The organism is Blastomonas sp. 34TW (assembly GCF_059803595.1).
Window position 1 is genome coordinate 110,163 of record NZ_JAPFGW010000012.1, and the last position, 15,436, is coordinate 125,598.

At 65.0% G+C, this 15,436-nt stretch carries 17 protein-coding genes; 8 read left to right on the forward strand and 9 right to left on the reverse strand.

Features of this window, described 5'->3' with window-relative positions:
• Positions 1–5: 5 nt before the first annotated feature.
• The 3 genes from OPU69_RS15490 to rpmG all read right to left on the reverse strand — a co-directional run bounded on the left by OPU69_RS15490 (position 6) and on the right by rpmG (position 2,340).
• The gene (locus OPU69_RS15490) at positions 6–812 is read right to left on the reverse strand and encodes an exodeoxyribonuclease III (protein WP_060979369.1); all 807 of its coding nucleotides are present in this window, start codon (positions 810–812) and stop codon (positions 6–8) included.
• Positions 813–1,416: 604 nt separating this feature from the next.
• A complete protein-coding gene (locus OPU69_RS15495; protein ID WP_498512235.1) occupies positions 1,417–2,070 on the reverse strand; it encodes a LolA family protein in 654 nt (217 codons plus the stop codon).
• A 102-nt stretch (positions 2,071–2,172) separates the two neighbouring features.
• Positions 2,173–2,340, reverse strand: a complete 168-nt coding sequence (rpmG, locus tag OPU69_RS15500; RefSeq protein WP_023839125.1) for a 50S ribosomal protein L33 — start codon at positions 2,338–2,340, stop codon at positions 2,173–2,175.
• Between the two features lie 267 nt (positions 2,341–2,607).
• On the opposite strand from rpmG, the gene OPU69_RS15505 reads away from it, so the two are divergent.
• The 4 genes from OPU69_RS15505 (at position 2,608) to OPU69_RS15520 (ending at position 7,877) form a co-directional block, all read left to right on the forward strand.
• A complete protein-coding gene (locus tag OPU69_RS15505) occupies positions 2,608–2,949 on the forward strand; it encodes a hypothetical protein (RefSeq protein WP_498512237.1) in 342 nt (113 codons plus the stop codon).
• A 21-nt stretch (positions 2,950–2,970) separates the two neighbouring features.
• On the forward strand, positions 2,971–3,534 hold the full coding sequence (locus OPU69_RS15510; protein ID WP_060979366.1) for a TMEM165/GDT1 family protein: 564 nt from the start codon (positions 2,971–2,973) through the stop codon (positions 3,532–3,534).
• A 101-nt stretch (positions 3,535–3,635) separates the two neighbouring features.
• Complete coding sequence (locus OPU69_RS15515; protein ID WP_066282774.1) at positions 3,636–4,103, forward strand: Dps family protein; 468 nt, start codon at positions 3,636–3,638, stop codon at positions 4,101–4,103.
• A gap of 198 nt (positions 4,104–4,301) precedes the next feature.
• A complete protein-coding gene (locus OPU69_RS15520) occupies positions 4,302–7,877 on the forward strand; it encodes an autotransporter domain-containing protein (RefSeq protein ID WP_498512240.1) in 3,576 nt (1,191 codons plus the stop codon).
• 351 nt (positions 7,878–8,228) lie between these two features.
• Here OPU69_RS15520 and OPU69_RS15525 read toward each other — a convergent pair whose 3' ends face one another.
• The 6 genes from OPU69_RS15525 to OPU69_RS15550 all read right to left on the reverse strand — a co-directional run bounded on the left by OPU69_RS15525 (position 8,229) and on the right by OPU69_RS15550 (position 12,463).
• Positions 8,229–8,849 (reverse strand): MarC family protein, encoded by a 621-nt coding sequence (locus tag OPU69_RS15525; RefSeq protein WP_060979363.1) that lies wholly within the window; start codon positions 8,847–8,849, stop codon positions 8,229–8,231.
• Positions 8,846–9,604 (reverse strand): hypothetical protein, encoded by a 759-nt coding sequence (locus OPU69_RS15530; protein ID WP_498512242.1) that lies wholly within the window; start codon positions 9,602–9,604, stop codon positions 8,846–8,848. The genes OPU69_RS15525 and OPU69_RS15530 overlap by 4 nt, the downstream gene beginning before the upstream one ends.
• Positions 9,604–10,494: a bifunctional methylenetetrahydrofolate dehydrogenase/methenyltetrahydrofolate cyclohydrolase FolD gene (gene folD / locus OPU69_RS15535; RefSeq protein WP_498512244.1), complete on the reverse strand. Its 891-nt coding sequence runs from the start codon at positions 10,492–10,494 to the stop codon at positions 9,604–9,606. The genes OPU69_RS15530 and folD overlap by 1 nt, the downstream gene beginning before the upstream one ends.
• A gap of 60 nt (positions 10,495–10,554) precedes the next feature.
• Positions 10,555–10,845 (reverse strand): YggT family protein, encoded by a 291-nt coding sequence (locus OPU69_RS15540; RefSeq protein ID WP_066276473.1) that lies wholly within the window; start codon positions 10,843–10,845, stop codon positions 10,555–10,557.
• A gap of 80 nt (positions 10,846–10,925) precedes the next feature.
• Positions 10,926–11,822 (reverse strand): acetylglutamate kinase, encoded by an 897-nt coding sequence (argB, locus tag OPU69_RS15545; protein WP_498512246.1) that lies wholly within the window; start codon positions 11,820–11,822, stop codon positions 10,926–10,928.
• On the reverse strand, positions 11,819–12,463 hold the full coding sequence (locus tag OPU69_RS15550; RefSeq protein ID WP_498512248.1) for a queuosine precursor transporter: 645 nt from the start codon (positions 12,461–12,463) through the stop codon (positions 11,819–11,821). Before OPU69_RS15550 ends, argB begins: the two co-directional genes overlap by 4 nt.
• Before the next feature lie 80 nt (positions 12,464–12,543).
• On the opposite strand from OPU69_RS15550, the gene OPU69_RS15555 reads away from it, so the two are divergent.
• The 4 genes from OPU69_RS15555 (at position 12,544) to OPU69_RS15570 (ending at position 15,286) form a co-directional block, all read left to right on the forward strand.
• Positions 12,544–13,107, forward strand: coding sequence for a pyridoxamine 5'-phosphate oxidase family protein (locus OPU69_RS15555; RefSeq protein ID WP_498512250.1), 564 nt, complete (start codon positions 12,544–12,546; stop codon positions 13,105–13,107).
• A 6-nt stretch (positions 13,108–13,113) separates the two neighbouring features.
• Positions 13,114–13,323 carry a putative signal transducing protein gene (locus OPU69_RS15560; protein WP_060979356.1) on the forward strand — a complete coding sequence of 70 codons (210 nt, stop codon included), beginning with the start codon at positions 13,114–13,116 and terminating at the stop codon, positions 13,321–13,323.
• Positions 13,324–13,377: 54 nt separating this feature from the next.
• The gene (locus OPU69_RS15565) at positions 13,378–13,578 is read left to right on the forward strand and encodes a zinc-finger domain-containing protein (RefSeq protein WP_060979355.1); all 201 of its coding nucleotides are present in this window, start codon (positions 13,378–13,380) and stop codon (positions 13,576–13,578) included.
• A 328-nt stretch (positions 13,579–13,906) separates the two neighbouring features.
• On the forward strand, positions 13,907–15,286 hold the full coding sequence (locus OPU69_RS15570; RefSeq protein ID WP_498512253.1) for a DEAD/DEAH box helicase: 1,380 nt from the start codon (positions 13,907–13,909) through the stop codon (positions 15,284–15,286).
• Positions 15,287–15,436 lie beyond the last annotated feature (150 nt).

The following is a 15,436-nucleotide window of genomic DNA, read 5'->3' on the forward strand; positions in this document are numbered from 1 at the left end:
TGCCATCAGAACAGGAACTCGCTGATCAGCGGCGCATGGTCCGAAGGCTGCGCCCAGCCGCGGCATGGCTCGACCACGCGGTGGCTCTTCACTGCGTCGACAATGTCGGGCGAAACCCAGATATGGTCGAGCCTGCGGCCCTTGTCCGATACCGACCAGTCGCGCGCGCGATAGCTCCACCAGGTGTAGAGCCGCTGCGGCGCCGGATAGAATTTGCGGCCGATATCGACCCAATTGTGCGCATCCTGCAGCGCCTTCAGCCGTTCGATCTCGATCGCGGTATGGCTGACGGTGTTGATCAGCTGCTTGTGGCTCCACACGTCCGATTCGAGCGGTGCGATGTTGAAATCGCCCAGGATGATCGTGCGCCCGTCGAGCCCGCGCGACCATTGCGTCATGCGCTCGAGGAAATCGAGCTTCTGGCCGAATTTGGGGTTGAGATCGCGGTCCGGGATCTCGCCGCCCGCGGGGACATAGACATTTTCCAGCCGCACCGTGCCACCCAGCGGGCCGGTGATGCTGACGCCAATATGCCGCGCCTCACCATTGGCCTGCCAGTCGAGCCGGTTGTCGTCGCTCAGCCGCATCTTGCTGATGATCGCCACGCCATGGTGCATCGGCTGGCCGTGCAGCTTCTGGAAATTATAGCCGAGCTGGCGGAAGGGACCTTCGGGAAAGTCGTTGTTGATGACCTTGGTTTCCTGAAGGCACAGGATGTCGGGCTGCTCCTCGGCCAGGAACCGCTGCACCGAGGCCAGCCGGAAACGGACCGAGTTGATGTTCCACGAAGCGATTTTCAGAGGGGCAGCCATGGGGAAGGCTCTAGCCAGCGATCCCCTCAAACCCAAGCCCTAAACTTTGGATAGGCCGCAAAAAACCCTCGTCCCGGGGGCATTGGAACGAGGGTTCTTTGTTGCGTTCGTCACGCTTGGGTGAAGCCGGTGGTTCGACCAGGTAACAGGGGGAAACCTCGTCGCCGTCTTCGAAAACCGTTCTAGCGGGCGAACCCTGTCTGCCATGTGAACGGATTTGAGAATCTTTCGCAGTTCGTCGATGGCGCGCGTCGGTTCGTCAGGGTGCGCGTGCGATCTTCCCCCAGGACCCTCGTCATTCCCGCGAAGGCGGGAATCCCGCTTTTGCTGTGCCGGTGAAGAACAAGCGGGACCCCCGCCTTCGCGGGGGTGACGAGCACGGGTACGCGGCTGAAAAGCCCTCCCCCTCGATGGGGGAGGGTTTGGGTGGGGGTGATGGTGCGGGATAGAGCCGTCCGTTCAGTGATCGCCAAGCTCGCGCCCGGACGCGCCCTCACCCCCACCGCTGCGACTCGGCTCCTTTGTCGCCAAGTCTCGCTGCCTCCCCCATCAAGGGGGGGGAATGCTCAATTCAGCGAGGCGACGCGCTCAGCTTGTGGGTCGATCAACGCCGCGGGCCCTTGCCGCGCGGGTCGGTCCAGGCAAAGGCGGTATCGGCCACCGCGACATTATACTGCTGGCTCGAGAGGCGGATGGTCGTGCGCTTGTTCTGCGAATCGAGCGCGACCCAGCCGACCAGCGACAGTCCGCCCGGCGCGGAGCCGCTGCGGGTGAAGATCAGCGTGATCACGCCATATTCGGGGCGCTTGGGATCGCGCACCTCGACGCTGACGACATTGGGGTCGCCGGTCGGCACCACCTTGCCATAGCGGGTGAGGTCGCGGCTGGGATCGAGCAGCGCGCCGAGCGGCGAGTTGCGAATCGGCCAGCGCTGGACCTGTTTGACCTGATAGTCGATCATGGTGAGCGCGCGGCCATCGCTGACGATCAGCAGCTGCGCGTCCTTCTGATATTCGAACCGGATCTTGCCCGGCTGCTTGAGCGTCAGCGTGCCGGTGAGTGTCTGGCCGCTGCGGTCGGTCTGGGTGAAATTCGCGCGCAGCGACTGCATCGCTTTCAGGTGCCGAGAGACCTGCGCGAGTTCGTCGCCCTGGGCAGCGGTCTGGCCGATCGCCGCGCTGGGCAGGGCTGCAGGCGCAGCAAAAGCCGCGCTGGCGAGCAGCACGGCGGCAATCGGTTTGAAAGAGGTCTTCAGCATCGGGATCAGGCTTCCATAAAGCGGAAAATACGCCGAAACCCCTGGTCCGTTGCGATTGAACCGGCGCTGAATCGCCGGTTCATCGCGGACGGACCGACAAGATCACTTGATCTTGGCTTCCTTGAACTCGACGTGCTTGCGCGCGACGGGGTCGTACTTGCGGAAGGTCATCTTCTCGGTGATGTTGCGCGGGTTCTTCTTGGTGACATAGAAGAAGCCGGTGCCTTCGGTGCTGACCAGGCGGATCTTGACAGTGGCTGGCTTGGCCATGACCTGTTCCTTTGGGTTAGAAATCGGACGCAGAACACGGTGGCTGCCGGGCCCTGCTGAGAATCACAAACACAAAGAGCGGCACATGCGGCCGCCCTTCAAACGCGAAGGCGGCCCATGCCGGATGGGCGGTGGCTTGTCAAGCTGCGCCACGCGCCGGGGCCAGCTGTTTGCTCGAAAGGCGCTTACCCGAAAATTAACCGATGCGTGCGAATCTTGACCAAGACCGGCCGAATGCAGGCCGGTGTCTTGCAGGAGCGGATCGCCATGCAGCCATTTTCGCCTTCGGACCCCGCGCAGGACCGGCAGAAGCTGGCGCGCCAGCAATTGCGCCTGCAGGCCGGGCATATCCGCGCGCTCGCCCGCCGCGTCGCGCGCAACGATCTGCAGCGCGAACTGGGCAAGATGCGGCATATGGCAGAGGTGAATGCGCTGCCTTGCGTCAGCGACCTTGCGCATGGCCTCGAGCATCTGCTCAGCCATGGCTGGAGCCGGACGATGGCCGCGCATTATCTCGATGCGATGGACGAGGCGATTGCCTGCGATTCGGGCGATGGCGAAATGCGCGCGGCGATGCTGGCCTCGATTGCGGTGCGCGGCGTGCGCTGATTGGCGCTAACGTCGGCAGGGATGGAAGCTTTTCTCACCAGTTTGCTGCTGACCGCGATCGTCCAGACGGGTGACCGCGCGCAACTGCTGTGCGCCGCTCTGGGCCAGCGCTTTGCCCGGCCGGTGCCGCTGACGATCGGCGTCGCGCTGGCCTGCGGGCTGATGGCGCTGATCGGCGCACTGGGCGGCGTTGTGGTCGGAACCTGGATAAGCCTCGATGCGCTCCGGCTGTTCTATGCGCTGTCGCTGCTCTTTGCCGGGCTCGGCATGCTTGCTCCCCGGCGGCCGGTCGATACGCTGCCGGGATGGCGCACGGGGCCGCTGCTCACCGGGTTGCTGGGCCTGTTTATCCTGCAGTTCGGCGACAAGGGGCAGTTCATCGTCGCGGCGACCGCCGCGCGCAGCCATGACTGGGTCTGGCCGCTGATCGGTGGCTGGGCAGGGACGGTGCTGGGACTCATGCCGGCGATCATCTGGCAGGAACGGCTTGCCGCCTGGCCCATCCGCCCGGCGCGGATCGCTGCCGGGCTGATCATCACCGCCATCGGGCTTGCGCTCGCGCTCGGCGCCTTCGGGCTGATGTGAGCCAAAGACCCGCAGCATCGGCGCGAACCGACAAATCGCCATGGGAATCGCATAAAACCAACCTATGTTAGCCGCATCCGCAGCAAGAACAGGAGTATGTCATGGGAAACAAGAAGGGCGACAATGCCGGCAAGGCACTGGCCGAAGCGATGAACGGTCTTTTGGCCGATGGCTTTGCGCTGTATCTCAAGACCAAGAATTTCCACTGGCATGTCGCGGGACCGCATTTCCGCGAATATCACCTGCTGCTCGACGATCAGGCGACGCAGATTCTCGCCATTACCGACGCGATTGCCGAGCGGGTGCGCAAGAACGGCTTCCGCACGCTGACCTCGATCGGCGATATCGCGCGGCGCAGCTCGATTGCCGACAATGACAAGTCGGGCGTGTCGGCCGAAGCGATGCTCAAGGAGCTGCGCGACGACAATCTGGCCTTTGTCGCCAAGCTGCGCGAGGTCAAGGAGCTCGCCGGCCAGGCCGGCGACAATGCCACCGACGGAATCGTCGACGATTGGACCGATCAGGCGCAGGAGCGCGCCTGGTTTCTCACCGAAACACTCGGCAAGTAATCGTCCGCACGATTATTCAACCGCCCCGCCCCCCCTCATTCTGGGGGGTGGGGGCCGTTTTCATGCCGTTTCTGTAACAAAATGTGTCAAAGCGGCAACAGATCGCCACAATCGGAACGCACTTCAACGGCCTGCGTTGCCTTTCGTTCCGCTCCAGCTAATTTCCCCGATCAACAAAACGTTGATCAGGGGAAATTCATGACCTTCAAGACCTCCCACCTTCACAAGGCAATTCTGGGCGGAACCGCAGCAACGGCGATGGCCGTCGCGCTGGCTTCCGCTCCGGCGCTCGCCATTGTTCCGAACAACAACCAGACCCCGACGCAGATTATCGACAATGCGGGCGGCGTGAACGGCGTTGGCATGTTCTTCCGCAACGACGGCTTTGTCTGCACCGGCACGCTGATCAATCCGCGCACCGTGCTGTTCGCCGCACACTGCGTCAACGATCGCCTCGCGACCGATTACAGCAGCATCGACGGCACTGTTCCGGCTGCGTTCTCGTTCAATGTCGACGCGCGCCCCGGCTTCCAGAACTGGGCTGCCAATGCTTTCCGTTCGAATTCCGCGCTGAACGTGTTCAACATCAGCCAGATTCAGTATGATCCGCGCTCGCTGCTCAACCCGCAGGCGCTCGGCTTCCTTGAAGCCGATATCGCGCTGGCGACGCTCGACACGCCGGCTGCCCGCATCCCCACCTGGGCGCTGCTGTTCTCGCCGCTGCCGACCCCGACCACGATCGATCCGGTTCGCGGCACCGGCTATCACGTCACCATCACCGGCTATGGCCGCTCGGGCAACGGTACCGCAGGCGCGACGCAGGGCGTCGACTTCCGCCGCCGCGCTGCGGAAAACATGCTGGGCGCGCTCGCCTCGCTCGACGACCGCAACGACTTCCTGTTCGGCCCCGCCGCCCCCGGCACGCCGCCGCTCGGCCAGAACCTCTACAATCTGGACTTTGACGATCCGCGTCGCGGCACTGCTGGTGCCAACCAGTTCGACATCAACATCCACCGCGACGATGCGCTTCCCGGCGAAGGCACCACCGCAGGTGGCGATTCGGGTGGTCCGCTGATCCTCACCGCATCGCGCAACACGCTGTCGACCAAGAACCTGCAGATCGGCGTGCTGTCGGGCGGCAGCCGCTTCTTCGGCCCGCAGGCGTTCAGCAGCTATGGCACGACCAGCTTCTACCAGCCGCTGTACCTGTTCTGGGATTATATCGCCGCGACCAACCCCTATCGCTATGTCACCGCAGCCGCCGGCAACGGCAACTGGGAAGACGCCAGCCGCTGGGTGACGACGCTCGACCCCAATTACAACATCATCAATGCCAGTGGCCAGGTGGTCAACGGCATCCCGACCGGCCTGGGTCAGGGCATTGCCGGCGGTGACCCCGATTTCGGCCAGGTCTGCATCCAGGGCCTCGGCCTCAACGAGTGCCGTGATCTGGCGACCCGCCGCGACTTCACGCCGCCCGCTCGCACCGCCGATGGTGCAGCGGTGGTCTCGGGCATCGGCCGCGCCGACCTTAACGGTCAGCTGAGCGGCGGTGCAGAACAGGTGGCGCTGAACACCACGGTCGGCACCGAGGCTGCTGCGGCAACCCCCGCCGCTGCCGCCACCGCGACCGAGGCTGCCCCGGCAGCGGCCGTGACCACGCTGACCCGCGCGGACATGATCAACTCGCTGAGCACGGGCGACAATGCCGTGGCCGGTCTGCAGAACCAGCTCGCAACGGCTGATCTCGGCACGCCGCTGAGCGCCGCCGCCAGCGCGGAAAGCCTGGCTGCCCTGCAGAAGCTGGCCGAAGAAGCCCAGCGCAACGGCAGCGGCATCTTCCGCACTGGTCCCCTGCCCACCGCGACGCTGGCCAGCGGTCTGCCGGGTGCGACCAATTTCGTGCCCAACAACATCAACCCCAACAACCGCACGGGCGTCGCCGGTCGCTATTTCGACGTGACCCTGAGCGCCGCCGGCACCACCACGCTGTCGAGCGTCGTCACCATCGACCGCCTGACCGTGGCCAACACCGCCGGCCTCACCATCGCGGCTGCGGGCAACCTCTCCAGCCTGATCGACGTCACCCAGACGGGTGGCACCGTGAACGTCAACGGTCGCCTGCGCTCGGTGGGTGACTACACCCTTGCGGCTGGCCTGCTGACCGGCACTGGCACCATCCAGGCGCCGTTCGTCACCAGCATCATGGGCACGATCGCGCCGGGCGGCGTCGGCAGCATCGGCACGCTGACCATCGACGGCAGCGCCGTGCTGTCCTCGGCGACGCAGTTTGCGGTCGATGTCGGCAACGGCGTGTCGGATCGTCTGGCGATCACCGGCGCAGCCAGCCTGGGTGGCCGCGTGATCGTCTCGCCGGTGTCCGGCTATACGATCAAGAATGGCGACACCTACCGCATCGTCACCACGGGCGGCGCGATCACGGCGGCGTTCAACTCCGCCGCGCCGATCAGCGCCATCCTGACGCCGGTGCTGACCACCAGCGCCAATGCCGTCGACATGCGCATCACCGCAGGTCTGTACCGCAACGTGATCGCCAGCGGTTCGGCCGTGCAGCGCTCCTATGCGGGCATTCTGGACAGCAACCGCAGCGCCGAGCGCACCTTCGCCGACGTCTATCTGCGCACCGACCTGATGTCGGCCGCCCAGATCCAGGCGACGTTCGAGCAGCTGGCTCCGTTCACCGAATCGGCCCGTCTGAACATCGGTGAAGCCATGCTGTCGGCCAGCTCGCGCTTCCACCGCACCCGCATGCAGTCGGCTCTGTCCGGCAACATGGGCGGCACGATCGCGATGATCGGCCAGCCAATGGGCATCGCCGCCACTGCCACCAACGGCATGGCGCTTCCGGGCGCGATGGCTGCGGCTGCCGCTGCACAGGATGGTCAGGAAGCTGCCGTGACCGATTCGACCTCGCTCGACAGCAGCTTTGCGCTGTATCTGGGCGGCGGTTACATCAACGGCAAATCCACGGCGATGCCGACGGCGCTGACCACCGGTCGTCGCGACTTCTTCGACGGCTATTTCATCACCGGCGGTTTCGAATATCTGCCGCGCGATGGCGTGGTGCTCGGTATCTCGGGCAGCTATTCGGACGTCGACGCGAATGTCGTTCGCGGCCAGAGCGTGGCGGGCGAACTGCTTGAAGGCAGCATCTATGGCGCGGTCACCACGCCGGGCGGCCTGATCGTCGATGGCCGCGTCAGCGCTGGCCGCTTCTCGGTCGATACGGCCCGTTCGGTGCTGGTCGGTCCCACCGTCTTCAACCTGGGAACCAGCGACGACAGCCTGGCCCTGACGGCGGAACTTGGCCTGTCCAAGGCCTATGAGACCAAGACGATCGTCTTCACGCCGCGTATCGCCGCACAATACCAGTATATCAACTATGGTGACGTGCGCGAAATCGGTGGTGGTCCCGCTCTGGACATCGATCGCGACAAGTTCGACAGCCTGCAGATCCGCGTCGGCGCATCGGCCAGTGCCAAGAAGACCGCGGTGTTCCGTCCGTACATCTATGCCGATTATGTCTATGATGTGCTGGAAGGCGACCGCTTCTTCGGCGCCAATTTCGCCGGAAGCACCACGGGCCGCTTCCCCTTCGCCTATCGTTCGGACGACCGGACCTGGGCCGAAGCGGGCGTCGGTCTGACCATCTCGCAGCCGACCTTCGACTTCACCGCGTCGATCGACACCACGGTGGGTCGCCAGGACTTCCAGGCGCAGCAATACTCGCTCTCGGCGCTGGTCCGCTTCTAAGCACCAGCCCGGGCGCCAAGCCTCAACGAAAGCCCGTCAGCCGAAAGGCTGGCGGGCTTTTGCTGTTTCCATGGGTCTAGGAATTCAGCTTGTAGCGGATCCTGACGCGATGGCTGACGACGCCATGGCCCAAACCTGCCTCCGCTCAGCCAGAGCCTGTCAAAGGCCCCGCGCCATGGGAGCAGCGGAAGTAAACGTCATCCTGAACTTGTTTCAGGACCCATCGTGCCCCGAAAAGCCGAAAGCCGCGTGGGGAGAAATGGGCCCTGAAACAAGTTCAGGGTGACGGATTACGGTAAAGTTTCGCGGGGAGCATAGCCGTTGACGAGGGAGCCTCTCGCTCGCTCCGCCTTACTGAAAGCTCGCCCTCAGCCCGTCGATCACGAACTGTGCCGCCAGCGCCGCGAGCAGCACGCCGAGCAGCCGGGTGATCACCGCCTCGGCCTTCGCCCCCAGCAGCTTCATCAGCGGGCCCGCCGTCAGCAGCGCGACGAGTGTCAGCAGCAGCACGGCGAGCAGCGCGGCCAGGATCGTCAGCGCGCGGTCCAGGCCGGTATTCTGCGAGACCAGCAGCATCACCGAGGCGATCGATCCGGGGCCGGCGATCATCGGCATCGCCATCGGGAAGATCGAGACATCCTCGATCTCGGGCGTCTCCATCACCTTCTGCGCGCGCTGTTCGCGGCGTTCGGTGCGCTTTTCGAACACCATGTCGAGCGCGATCAGGAACAGCATGATGCCGCCTGCGATGCGGAAGCTGTTGAGCTCGATATGCAGCGCAGAGAGCAGCACCTCGCCGAACAACGCGAACACCAGCAGGATGCCGCCCGCAACGATTACCGCGCGGATCGCCATGCTGCGCCGCTGCTGTGCGTTCGCGCCAGTGGTCATGCTGGCATAGATCGGCGCGCAGCCGGGGGGATCGATCACCACGAACAGGGTGACGAAGGCGGAAACGAACAGCTCGATCATGCGGCCTCCGCCGGGACGTCATCGCGCACCACGGTGTCGAAACCGGTGCCGTTCCACAATTCGATGGTGATGCTGCGGCTGCCATCGGCGCGCACGTCCCAGCGCCAGACCATCGTGCCATCGGCAGAGGCGCGCGCGCCGCTGGTCGCGGGGGCTGCCGGCTTTTCACCCTTGGGTGGCGGGCCGAACGGAATGGCGCCGAGCGCCGCCTTGGGGTTGCCGGTGCACACGGCGGTGCGCGAGGAGATCATCTCGTCGCCTGTGCGCGGTTCCTTCAGCAGCGAACCATGGTCGAGCACCCATTTCCAGTCGGGCTTCTTGGCGCGCGGCTTTTCCAGATTCTGCCAGACGGTGGTGTAATAGCCGACCGCGCCGCCGGGAAATTGCGAGGCCCCGGTCGAGGCGCCGGTGCGCCCGTCGCACGCCATGAACAGCTTTTGCGGCTGCCATTTCACCGCCTGTGCGGGATCGGCGCGGCCCTTGAGCCAGGCCTGGGCGAGCACCGGCTTGGGCACGAACATCAGCGCATCGTCCGATGCCGTTTCGCGGAACGCCGTCCACTGGCCCTTGTCCTGCGCCAGACGGGCAAAGGCGATCTCGGAGACGAGCACCGCGCTCGAATTGGCATAGGATTGCCCCGGCGGCCCCGGCGGCGGCCCGCGCCGGTCGTCGCGCGGCGGCGGCCCGGACTGGGCCTGCACAGCCAGTGGCCCGATACCGACCAACAGCGCCGCGATCAGCCGCAACGTGCCCATCACAGGCCCTCCGGATTGCCGAGCCCAGCACGCCGGTGCGCGGCGACGAGCGTGTTGCGCAGCAGGCAGGCGATCGTCATGGGGCCGACGCCGCCGGGCACCGGGGTGATCGCGCCGGCCACCGCAGCGCATTCGTCATAGGCGCAATCGCCGACCAGCTTGGTCTTGCCGGGCTCGGCTCCCGCAACGCGGTTGATGCCGACATCGATCACGGTCGCGCCAGGCTTGATCCAGTCGCCGCGCACCATCTCGGGCCGCCCAACGGCGGCGACGACGATATCGGCGAGCCGCACGATTCCGGGCAGGTCCTTCGTGCGGCTGTGCGCGATGGTCACGGTGCAGCTTTGCTGGAGCAGCAGCTGCGCCATCGGTTTGCCGACGATGTTCGATCGCCCGATCACCACCGCGTGCAGGCCCGACAGGTCGCCCAGCGTATCCTGCAGCAGCATCAGCGAGCCGAGCGGCGTGCACGGCACCAGCGCCTCTTCTCCGACCGCGAGCCGCCCTGCGTTGACGACATGAAAGCCGTCGACATCCTTGGCGGGATCGATCGCGGCCAGCACCGCCTTGTCGTCGATATGGCCCGGCAGCGGCAGCTGGACGAGGATGCCGTCCACGCTGTCATCGGCGTTGAGCGCGGCGACCAGGTCGAGCAGGTCCTGCTGGCTGGTCTCGGCGGGCAGGCGATGCTCGAAGCTCTGCATGCCGGCCTCGACGGTCGCCTTGTGCTTGGAGCGGACATAGACCTGGCTTGCCGGGTCCTCGCCGACCAGCACCACCGCAAGGCCGGGCGCGCGGCCCGTAGCCCCCACAAAACTGGGGACACGCGCGGCAAGGCGCTCGCGCAAACCGGCCGCAAAGGCCTTTCCGTCGATGATCCGGGCTGTCATGCCCTTGGCCCTAGCGGCAAACGGCCCTCAATGCCACAGCCGAGCGCGGAAATGTGCGCCTTACGCGAACTGTTCCCACAGGCGCGGGATGATCGAGTTACGCAGGATCATCACGATCAGAATCACCACCATCGGCGCCAGATCGATCATTCCCAGATCCGGCATGATCTTGCGCACCGGGCGATAGAGCGGCTCGGTGATCCGGTGCAGCGATTCGACCAGCTGGCGCACAAGATCGTTCTGCATGCTGACGACGTTGAACGCGATCAGCCAGGACAGCACGATCTGGATGATGATGAACCAGGTCACCACCTGCAGGATGATATCCAGGATTTCGAGCACGATCTGCATGGGTCTCTCGCTATGGGCTTGTCGGAGATCTTGGGCCGGATATCTAGGATGATCCGGGGTGTATTACAAGACTAAAACGGTTACGCGCGGATCAGTGTGCCCGCGCCGCGCGAGGTGAAGATTTCGAGCAGCATCGCATGCGGCACACGCCCGTCGAGCACCACCGCCGCATCGACTCCCTCTTCGACCGCATGGACGCAGGTCTCCAGCTTGGGGATCATGCCGCCGCTGATCGTGCCGTCCGCGCGCAGGGCCGCGATATCGGCAGGCGTCAGGTCGCTGAGCAGCTTCTTTTCCTTGTCGAGCACGCCTGCCACATCGGTGAGCAGGAACAGGCGCGAGGCGCCCAGCGCCGCCGCGACCGCGCCCGCCATCGTGTCGGCGTTGATGTTATAGGTCTGGCCGTCGGGCCCGACGCCGATCGGCGAGACGACCGGGATCATCCCTGCGTCCGATATCGTCTTGAGCACGGTGCAGTCGATCGCCTCGGGCTCGCCGACGAAACCGAGGTCGATCGCGCGCTCGATATTGCTGTCGGGGTCGCGCATCGTGCGTTCGACCTTCGAAGCGCGGACAAAACCGGCGTCCTTGCCGCTGATGCCGATCGCCTTGCCGCCAGCGGCCGCGATCCAGGTCACCAGTTCCTTGTTGATCGCGCCCAGCACCATTTCGGCGACATTGGCGGTCTCGCTATCAGTGACGCGCAACCCGTCGATGAATTCGGAAACGACGCCCAGCCTTTTGAGCATCGCGCCGATCTGCGGCCCGCCGCCGTGGACGACCACGGGGTTGATGCCCACCGCCTTCAGCAGCACGATGTCCTCGGCAAAGTCGCGCGCGAGTTCCGGGTCGCCCATCGCATGGCCGCCATATTTGACGACGAAGCTCTTGCCGGCATAGCGCTGCATGAAGGGCAGCGCCTCGGTAAGGGTTTCGGCCTTTGCCAGCAGCGCGGGATCGTGAATGGTATCGCTCATGCGTCGAGCCTTTTGCCCAGCCGGACGAAGAACACAATCAGGAACGGCACCAGCGCGACCGAAAGCGCGACCTTGGCGACCATCTGGCCGACCAGCAGCTGGCCGATCGGGAACACGCCGTAAAAGGCGATGGTGACGAAGATCAGCGTGTCGACGATCTGCGAGAATGCCGAAGCGATCACGCCGCGCACCGCGAGGAACCGGCCGGGCATGTTCTGGAGCTTGGAAAAGATATACACGTTGAGGAACTGCGAGACGCCATAGGCGCAAACGCCCGCCGCCCAAATGCGCCCCGTCGCGCCGAGGATCAGTTGGATCGCCGCAGAATTCTCCGCCGCCATGTCGGGCGAGGGCGGCAGCGACCAGACGATCCACGAGAGGAACATCGAGAAGAGCAGCGGCACGAAGCCGAACTTGACCAGGCTGTTCGCCGTATCGCGCCCGTGCAATTCGGCGATCGCGCTCGACACCACGACGAGCAGCAGAAAGGCGAAGATGCCCGCCTCCACCGCCAGCGGTCCGATCGATACCTGCTTGTTGCCGAGCACGCCCGCCAGGCACACCATGCCGCCATAAAAGACGGAGAGCACGAACAGCGAGCGGGGAATGCCGGCTATTCCGGCAGGGGTGGAGGTCGTCATGGGCCTTGCGGTAACGGCTTTTTGGGCCGGGGGGAAGGGGTGGACTTGCGCCGCCTGCCCCGTTCCCGCACTATGCCGCCATGTCCGATTTCACCGATGCGCTTACCGACAAGCACCGCAGCTTCATTGCGCGCCAGCCGATCTTCTTCGTCGCGACCGCGGCGGAGGAGGCGCGGATCAACTTGAGCCCCAAGGGCTATGACGCCTTTCGCGTGCTCGGCGACAACCGCGTCGCCTATCTCGACCTCGGCGGTTCGGGCAACGAGACGCATGCGCATCTGGTCGCCGATGGGCGTATCACCATCATGTTCTGCGCGTTCGAAAATCCGGCGCTGATCCTGCGCATCTATGGGCGCGGCCGCCCGGTGCTTCCGCAGGAGGCCGAGTGGGACGAGCTTGCCCAGCACTTCACCATGCTGCCCGGTACGCGGCAGATTTTCGACATTGCGGTCGACAGCGTGCAAACGAGTTGCGGCTGGGGCGTGCCGGTGATGCAGATGGAGCGTGAGCGCGAGACGCTCAAGAAAGCGCACCGGCAGAGCGATCCTCAAGCCTGGCTTGCGAAGACGGCGCGGCGCACGCGCTCGATCGACGGCCTTCCGACCACGCCGACCACGCGCTATTTCACCGATGTCGAGAGCTGATCCGGCATGAGCCTGAAGGCGATTGCCGAATATAGCGACCGGATCGAGGCGGAGATGGCGCGGCTGGCGCTCGCCGCCGAGGGGATCGACGCGCATATCTTCGACGGGGGCATGGCAGGCCTGGGCCTGGGGTTCATGACACCTGCGCGGATCATGGTGCTGCCCGAAGATGCGCAGCGCGCTCGCATCGTGCTCGAAAGGCAGGGCGACGCCTGATGGCAACGCAAAGCCCGATTGCATGGGCCCGCCGGTTTTGATAATCGCGCAGCCATGATCACACCGCCCGAAACCGTCCGCACCACCTCTGCCCGTGTCGCCTGCGATGGCGCCAGCGATATTCGCGGCGGCGCGGCGCTCGGCCATCCGCGCGTCTGGCTGCAGATCGACGAGAAGGGCTATGTCGAATGCGGCTATTGCGACCGCCGCTACGTTCTGATCGGCGGCCCGGCGGACGCACAGGAAGCCGCCTGATTCGCCAAGGCGCTCCGGCGTCCCGCGAATTTCCTTGCTATTTCGCGGGCTTTCCACCATATGCCGCTCCAAGCAGCGCGCCTTGGCACGGGAATCCTTCCCAATGCCCCTTATGAACCGGCAGCGTGAACTTCGTTCCAGCCGCGCCCCCAAGGCAGGCTGGCGATAGGCCGGGTCCTGAAACCCCGCTGCTCAATTCCGAACATCCCAATTCACGCGGGGCGTTTTCCTGAAGTTTCCGGAACCTTCCGGCGGCTTCTGAACCCCGCAATGCGCGTGCTCCCCATTGGGGCACCGGCGCGCGCCTTGCTCTTATTGAAGAGTACCTATGTCCTATTTTCATGAACTTGGCCTGGCCGATCCGATCCTTCGTGCGCTCGATTCGAAGGGCTATGATACGCCCACGCCGATCCAGCGCGATGCCATCCCCGCCTTGCTCGAAGGCCGCGACCTGCTGGGCATCGCCCAGACCGGCACCGGCAAGACCGCAGCCTTTTCGCTGCCCTCGCTGCATCACCTGGCCAAGGAGCCCAAGGGCCGCAGCCATCGCGGTGTGCGCATGCTGGTCCTGTCGCCGACCCGCGAACTCGCGGCGCAGATCGCCGAGAACATGCGCGTCTATGCGCGCTACCTGAACCTTTCGGTCAATTGCGTGTTCGGCGGCGTGCCGATCAACCAGCAGAAGCGCAAGCTGCAGGCGGGCACCGACGTGCTCGTCGCGACGCCGGGCCGTCTGCTCGACCTGATCGAACAGCGCGCGATCACGCTGGAAAATGTCGAGATCTTCGTGCTCGACGAAGCCGACCAGATGATGGACCTCGGCTTCATCGTGCCGCTGAAGCGCATCGCATCGATGCTGCCCAAGCAGCGCCAGAGCCTGTTCTTCTCGGCGACCATGCCCAAGGCGATTGCCGAACTGGGTGCGCGCTTCCTCAACAACCCCGTGCGGGTCGAGGTTGCACCGCAATCGACCACCGCCGAGCGCGTCGAGCAGTACGTCACCTTTGTTAGCCAGAGCGAGAAGCAGGCGCTGCTGACGCTGAAGCTGCGCGAGATCAAGCCCGAGCGCGCGCTCGTCTTCACCCGCACCAAGCATGGCGCGGACAAGGTGGTGCGCGTGCTGGCAGGCGCGGGCATCCGTTCCGCCGCGATCCATGGCAACAAGAGCCAGTCGCAGCGCACCGCTGCGCTCGCCGCCTTCAAGGACGGCGAGATCAAGGTGCTGATCGCGACCGACATCGCCGCGCGCGGCATCGACATCAATGGCGTCAGCCATGTGTTCAACTATGATCTGCCCAATGTGCCCGAACAATATGTCCACCGTATCGGCCGCACCGCGCGCAACGGTGCCGACGGCATCGCGATCGCGTTCGTCAGCAATGACGAGCGGCCGCTGCTCAAGGACATCGAGAAGCTGACCAAGGTCAAGCCGGTACCGATGCCGCTGCCCAAGGGCTTTACCGAGGCAGCCGCGCAGCTGCCGCCCCCGGCCAAGGCACTCGAGCGTCCCGCCCAGGGTCGCGGTGGCGAGCGCGGCGCGTCCGGCGGTCGCAACTATGGTCCCAAGCGCGATGGCGAAGGCGGCAATCGCCGTCGGCGTCGTCCCGGTGGCGGTGGCGGTCGTTCGGGTGGCGGTGGTCGTCCCGGCGGCGGTGGCGGCGGTGCCCGCGTCGGCGCGCATAAGGACAGCGTGAAGCGCGTGGGTTGAACCCCTGAAGCCCTCTCTCCTTCAGGGGAGAGGGTTGGGAGAGGGGCCTGCGATGCGCTGGCCCCTCTCAGCTCCGCCTAGGGTCAGGACTCATTGATCCAGAAGATGAAAATAGCTGCGAACGTGATGGCGGCGAGGAAGACGTCTGCA

What these genes read in the sequence shown, in the direction of transcription:
- OPU69_RS15490 (WP_060979369.1), bottom strand. Translation starts at nt 812, where the DNA reads ATGGCTGCCCCTCTGAAAATCGCTTCGTGGAACATCAACTCGGTCCGT.
- OPU69_RS15495 (WP_498512235.1), bottom strand. Translation starts at nt 2,070, where the DNA reads ATGCTGAAGACCTCTTTCAAACCGATTGCCGCCGTGCTGCTCGCCAGC.
- rpmG (WP_023839125.1), bottom strand. Translation starts at nt 2,340, where the DNA reads ATGGCCAAGCCAGCCACTGTCAAGATCCGCCTGGTCAGCACCGAAGGC.
- OPU69_RS15505 (WP_498512237.1), top strand. Translation starts at nt 2,608, where the DNA reads ATGCAGCCATTTTCGCCTTCGGACCCCGCGCAGGACCGGCAGAAGCTG.
- OPU69_RS15510 (WP_060979366.1), top strand. Translation starts at nt 2,971, where the DNA reads ATGGAAGCTTTTCTCACCAGTTTGCTGCTGACCGCGATCGTCCAGACG.
- OPU69_RS15515 (WP_066282774.1), top strand. Translation starts at nt 3,636, where the DNA reads ATGGGAAACAAGAAGGGCGACAATGCCGGCAAGGCACTGGCCGAAGCG.
- OPU69_RS15520 (WP_498512240.1), top strand. Translation starts at nt 4,302, where the DNA reads ATGACCTTCAAGACCTCCCACCTTCACAAGGCAATTCTGGGCGGAACC.
- OPU69_RS15525 (WP_060979363.1), bottom strand. Translation starts at nt 8,849, where the DNA reads ATGATCGAGCTGTTCGTTTCCGCCTTCGTCACCCTGTTCGTGGTGATC.
- OPU69_RS15530 (WP_498512242.1), bottom strand. Translation starts at nt 9,604, where the DNA reads ATGGGCACGTTGCGGCTGATCGCGGCGCTGTTGGTCGGTATCGGGCCA.
- folD (WP_498512244.1), bottom strand. Translation starts at nt 10,494, where the DNA reads ATGACAGCCCGGATCATCGACGGAAAGGCCTTTGCGGCCGGTTTGCGC.
- OPU69_RS15540 (WP_066276473.1), bottom strand. Translation starts at nt 10,845, where the DNA reads ATGCAGATCGTGCTCGAAATCCTGGATATCATCCTGCAGGTGGTGACC.
- argB (WP_498512246.1), bottom strand. Translation starts at nt 11,822, where the DNA reads ATGAGCGATACCATTCACGATCCCGCGCTGCTGGCAAAGGCCGAAACC.
- OPU69_RS15550 (WP_498512248.1), bottom strand. Translation starts at nt 12,463, where the DNA reads ATGACGACCTCCACCCCTGCCGGAATAGCCGGCATTCCCCGCTCGCTG.
- OPU69_RS15555 (WP_498512250.1), top strand. Translation starts at nt 12,544, where the DNA reads ATGTCCGATTTCACCGATGCGCTTACCGACAAGCACCGCAGCTTCATT.
- OPU69_RS15560 (WP_060979356.1), top strand. Translation starts at nt 13,114, where the DNA reads ATGAGCCTGAAGGCGATTGCCGAATATAGCGACCGGATCGAGGCGGAG.
- OPU69_RS15565 (WP_060979355.1), top strand. Translation starts at nt 13,378, where the DNA reads ATGATCACACCGCCCGAAACCGTCCGCACCACCTCTGCCCGTGTCGCC.
- OPU69_RS15570 (WP_498512253.1), top strand. Translation starts at nt 13,907, where the DNA reads ATGTCCTATTTTCATGAACTTGGCCTGGCCGATCCGATCCTTCGTGCG.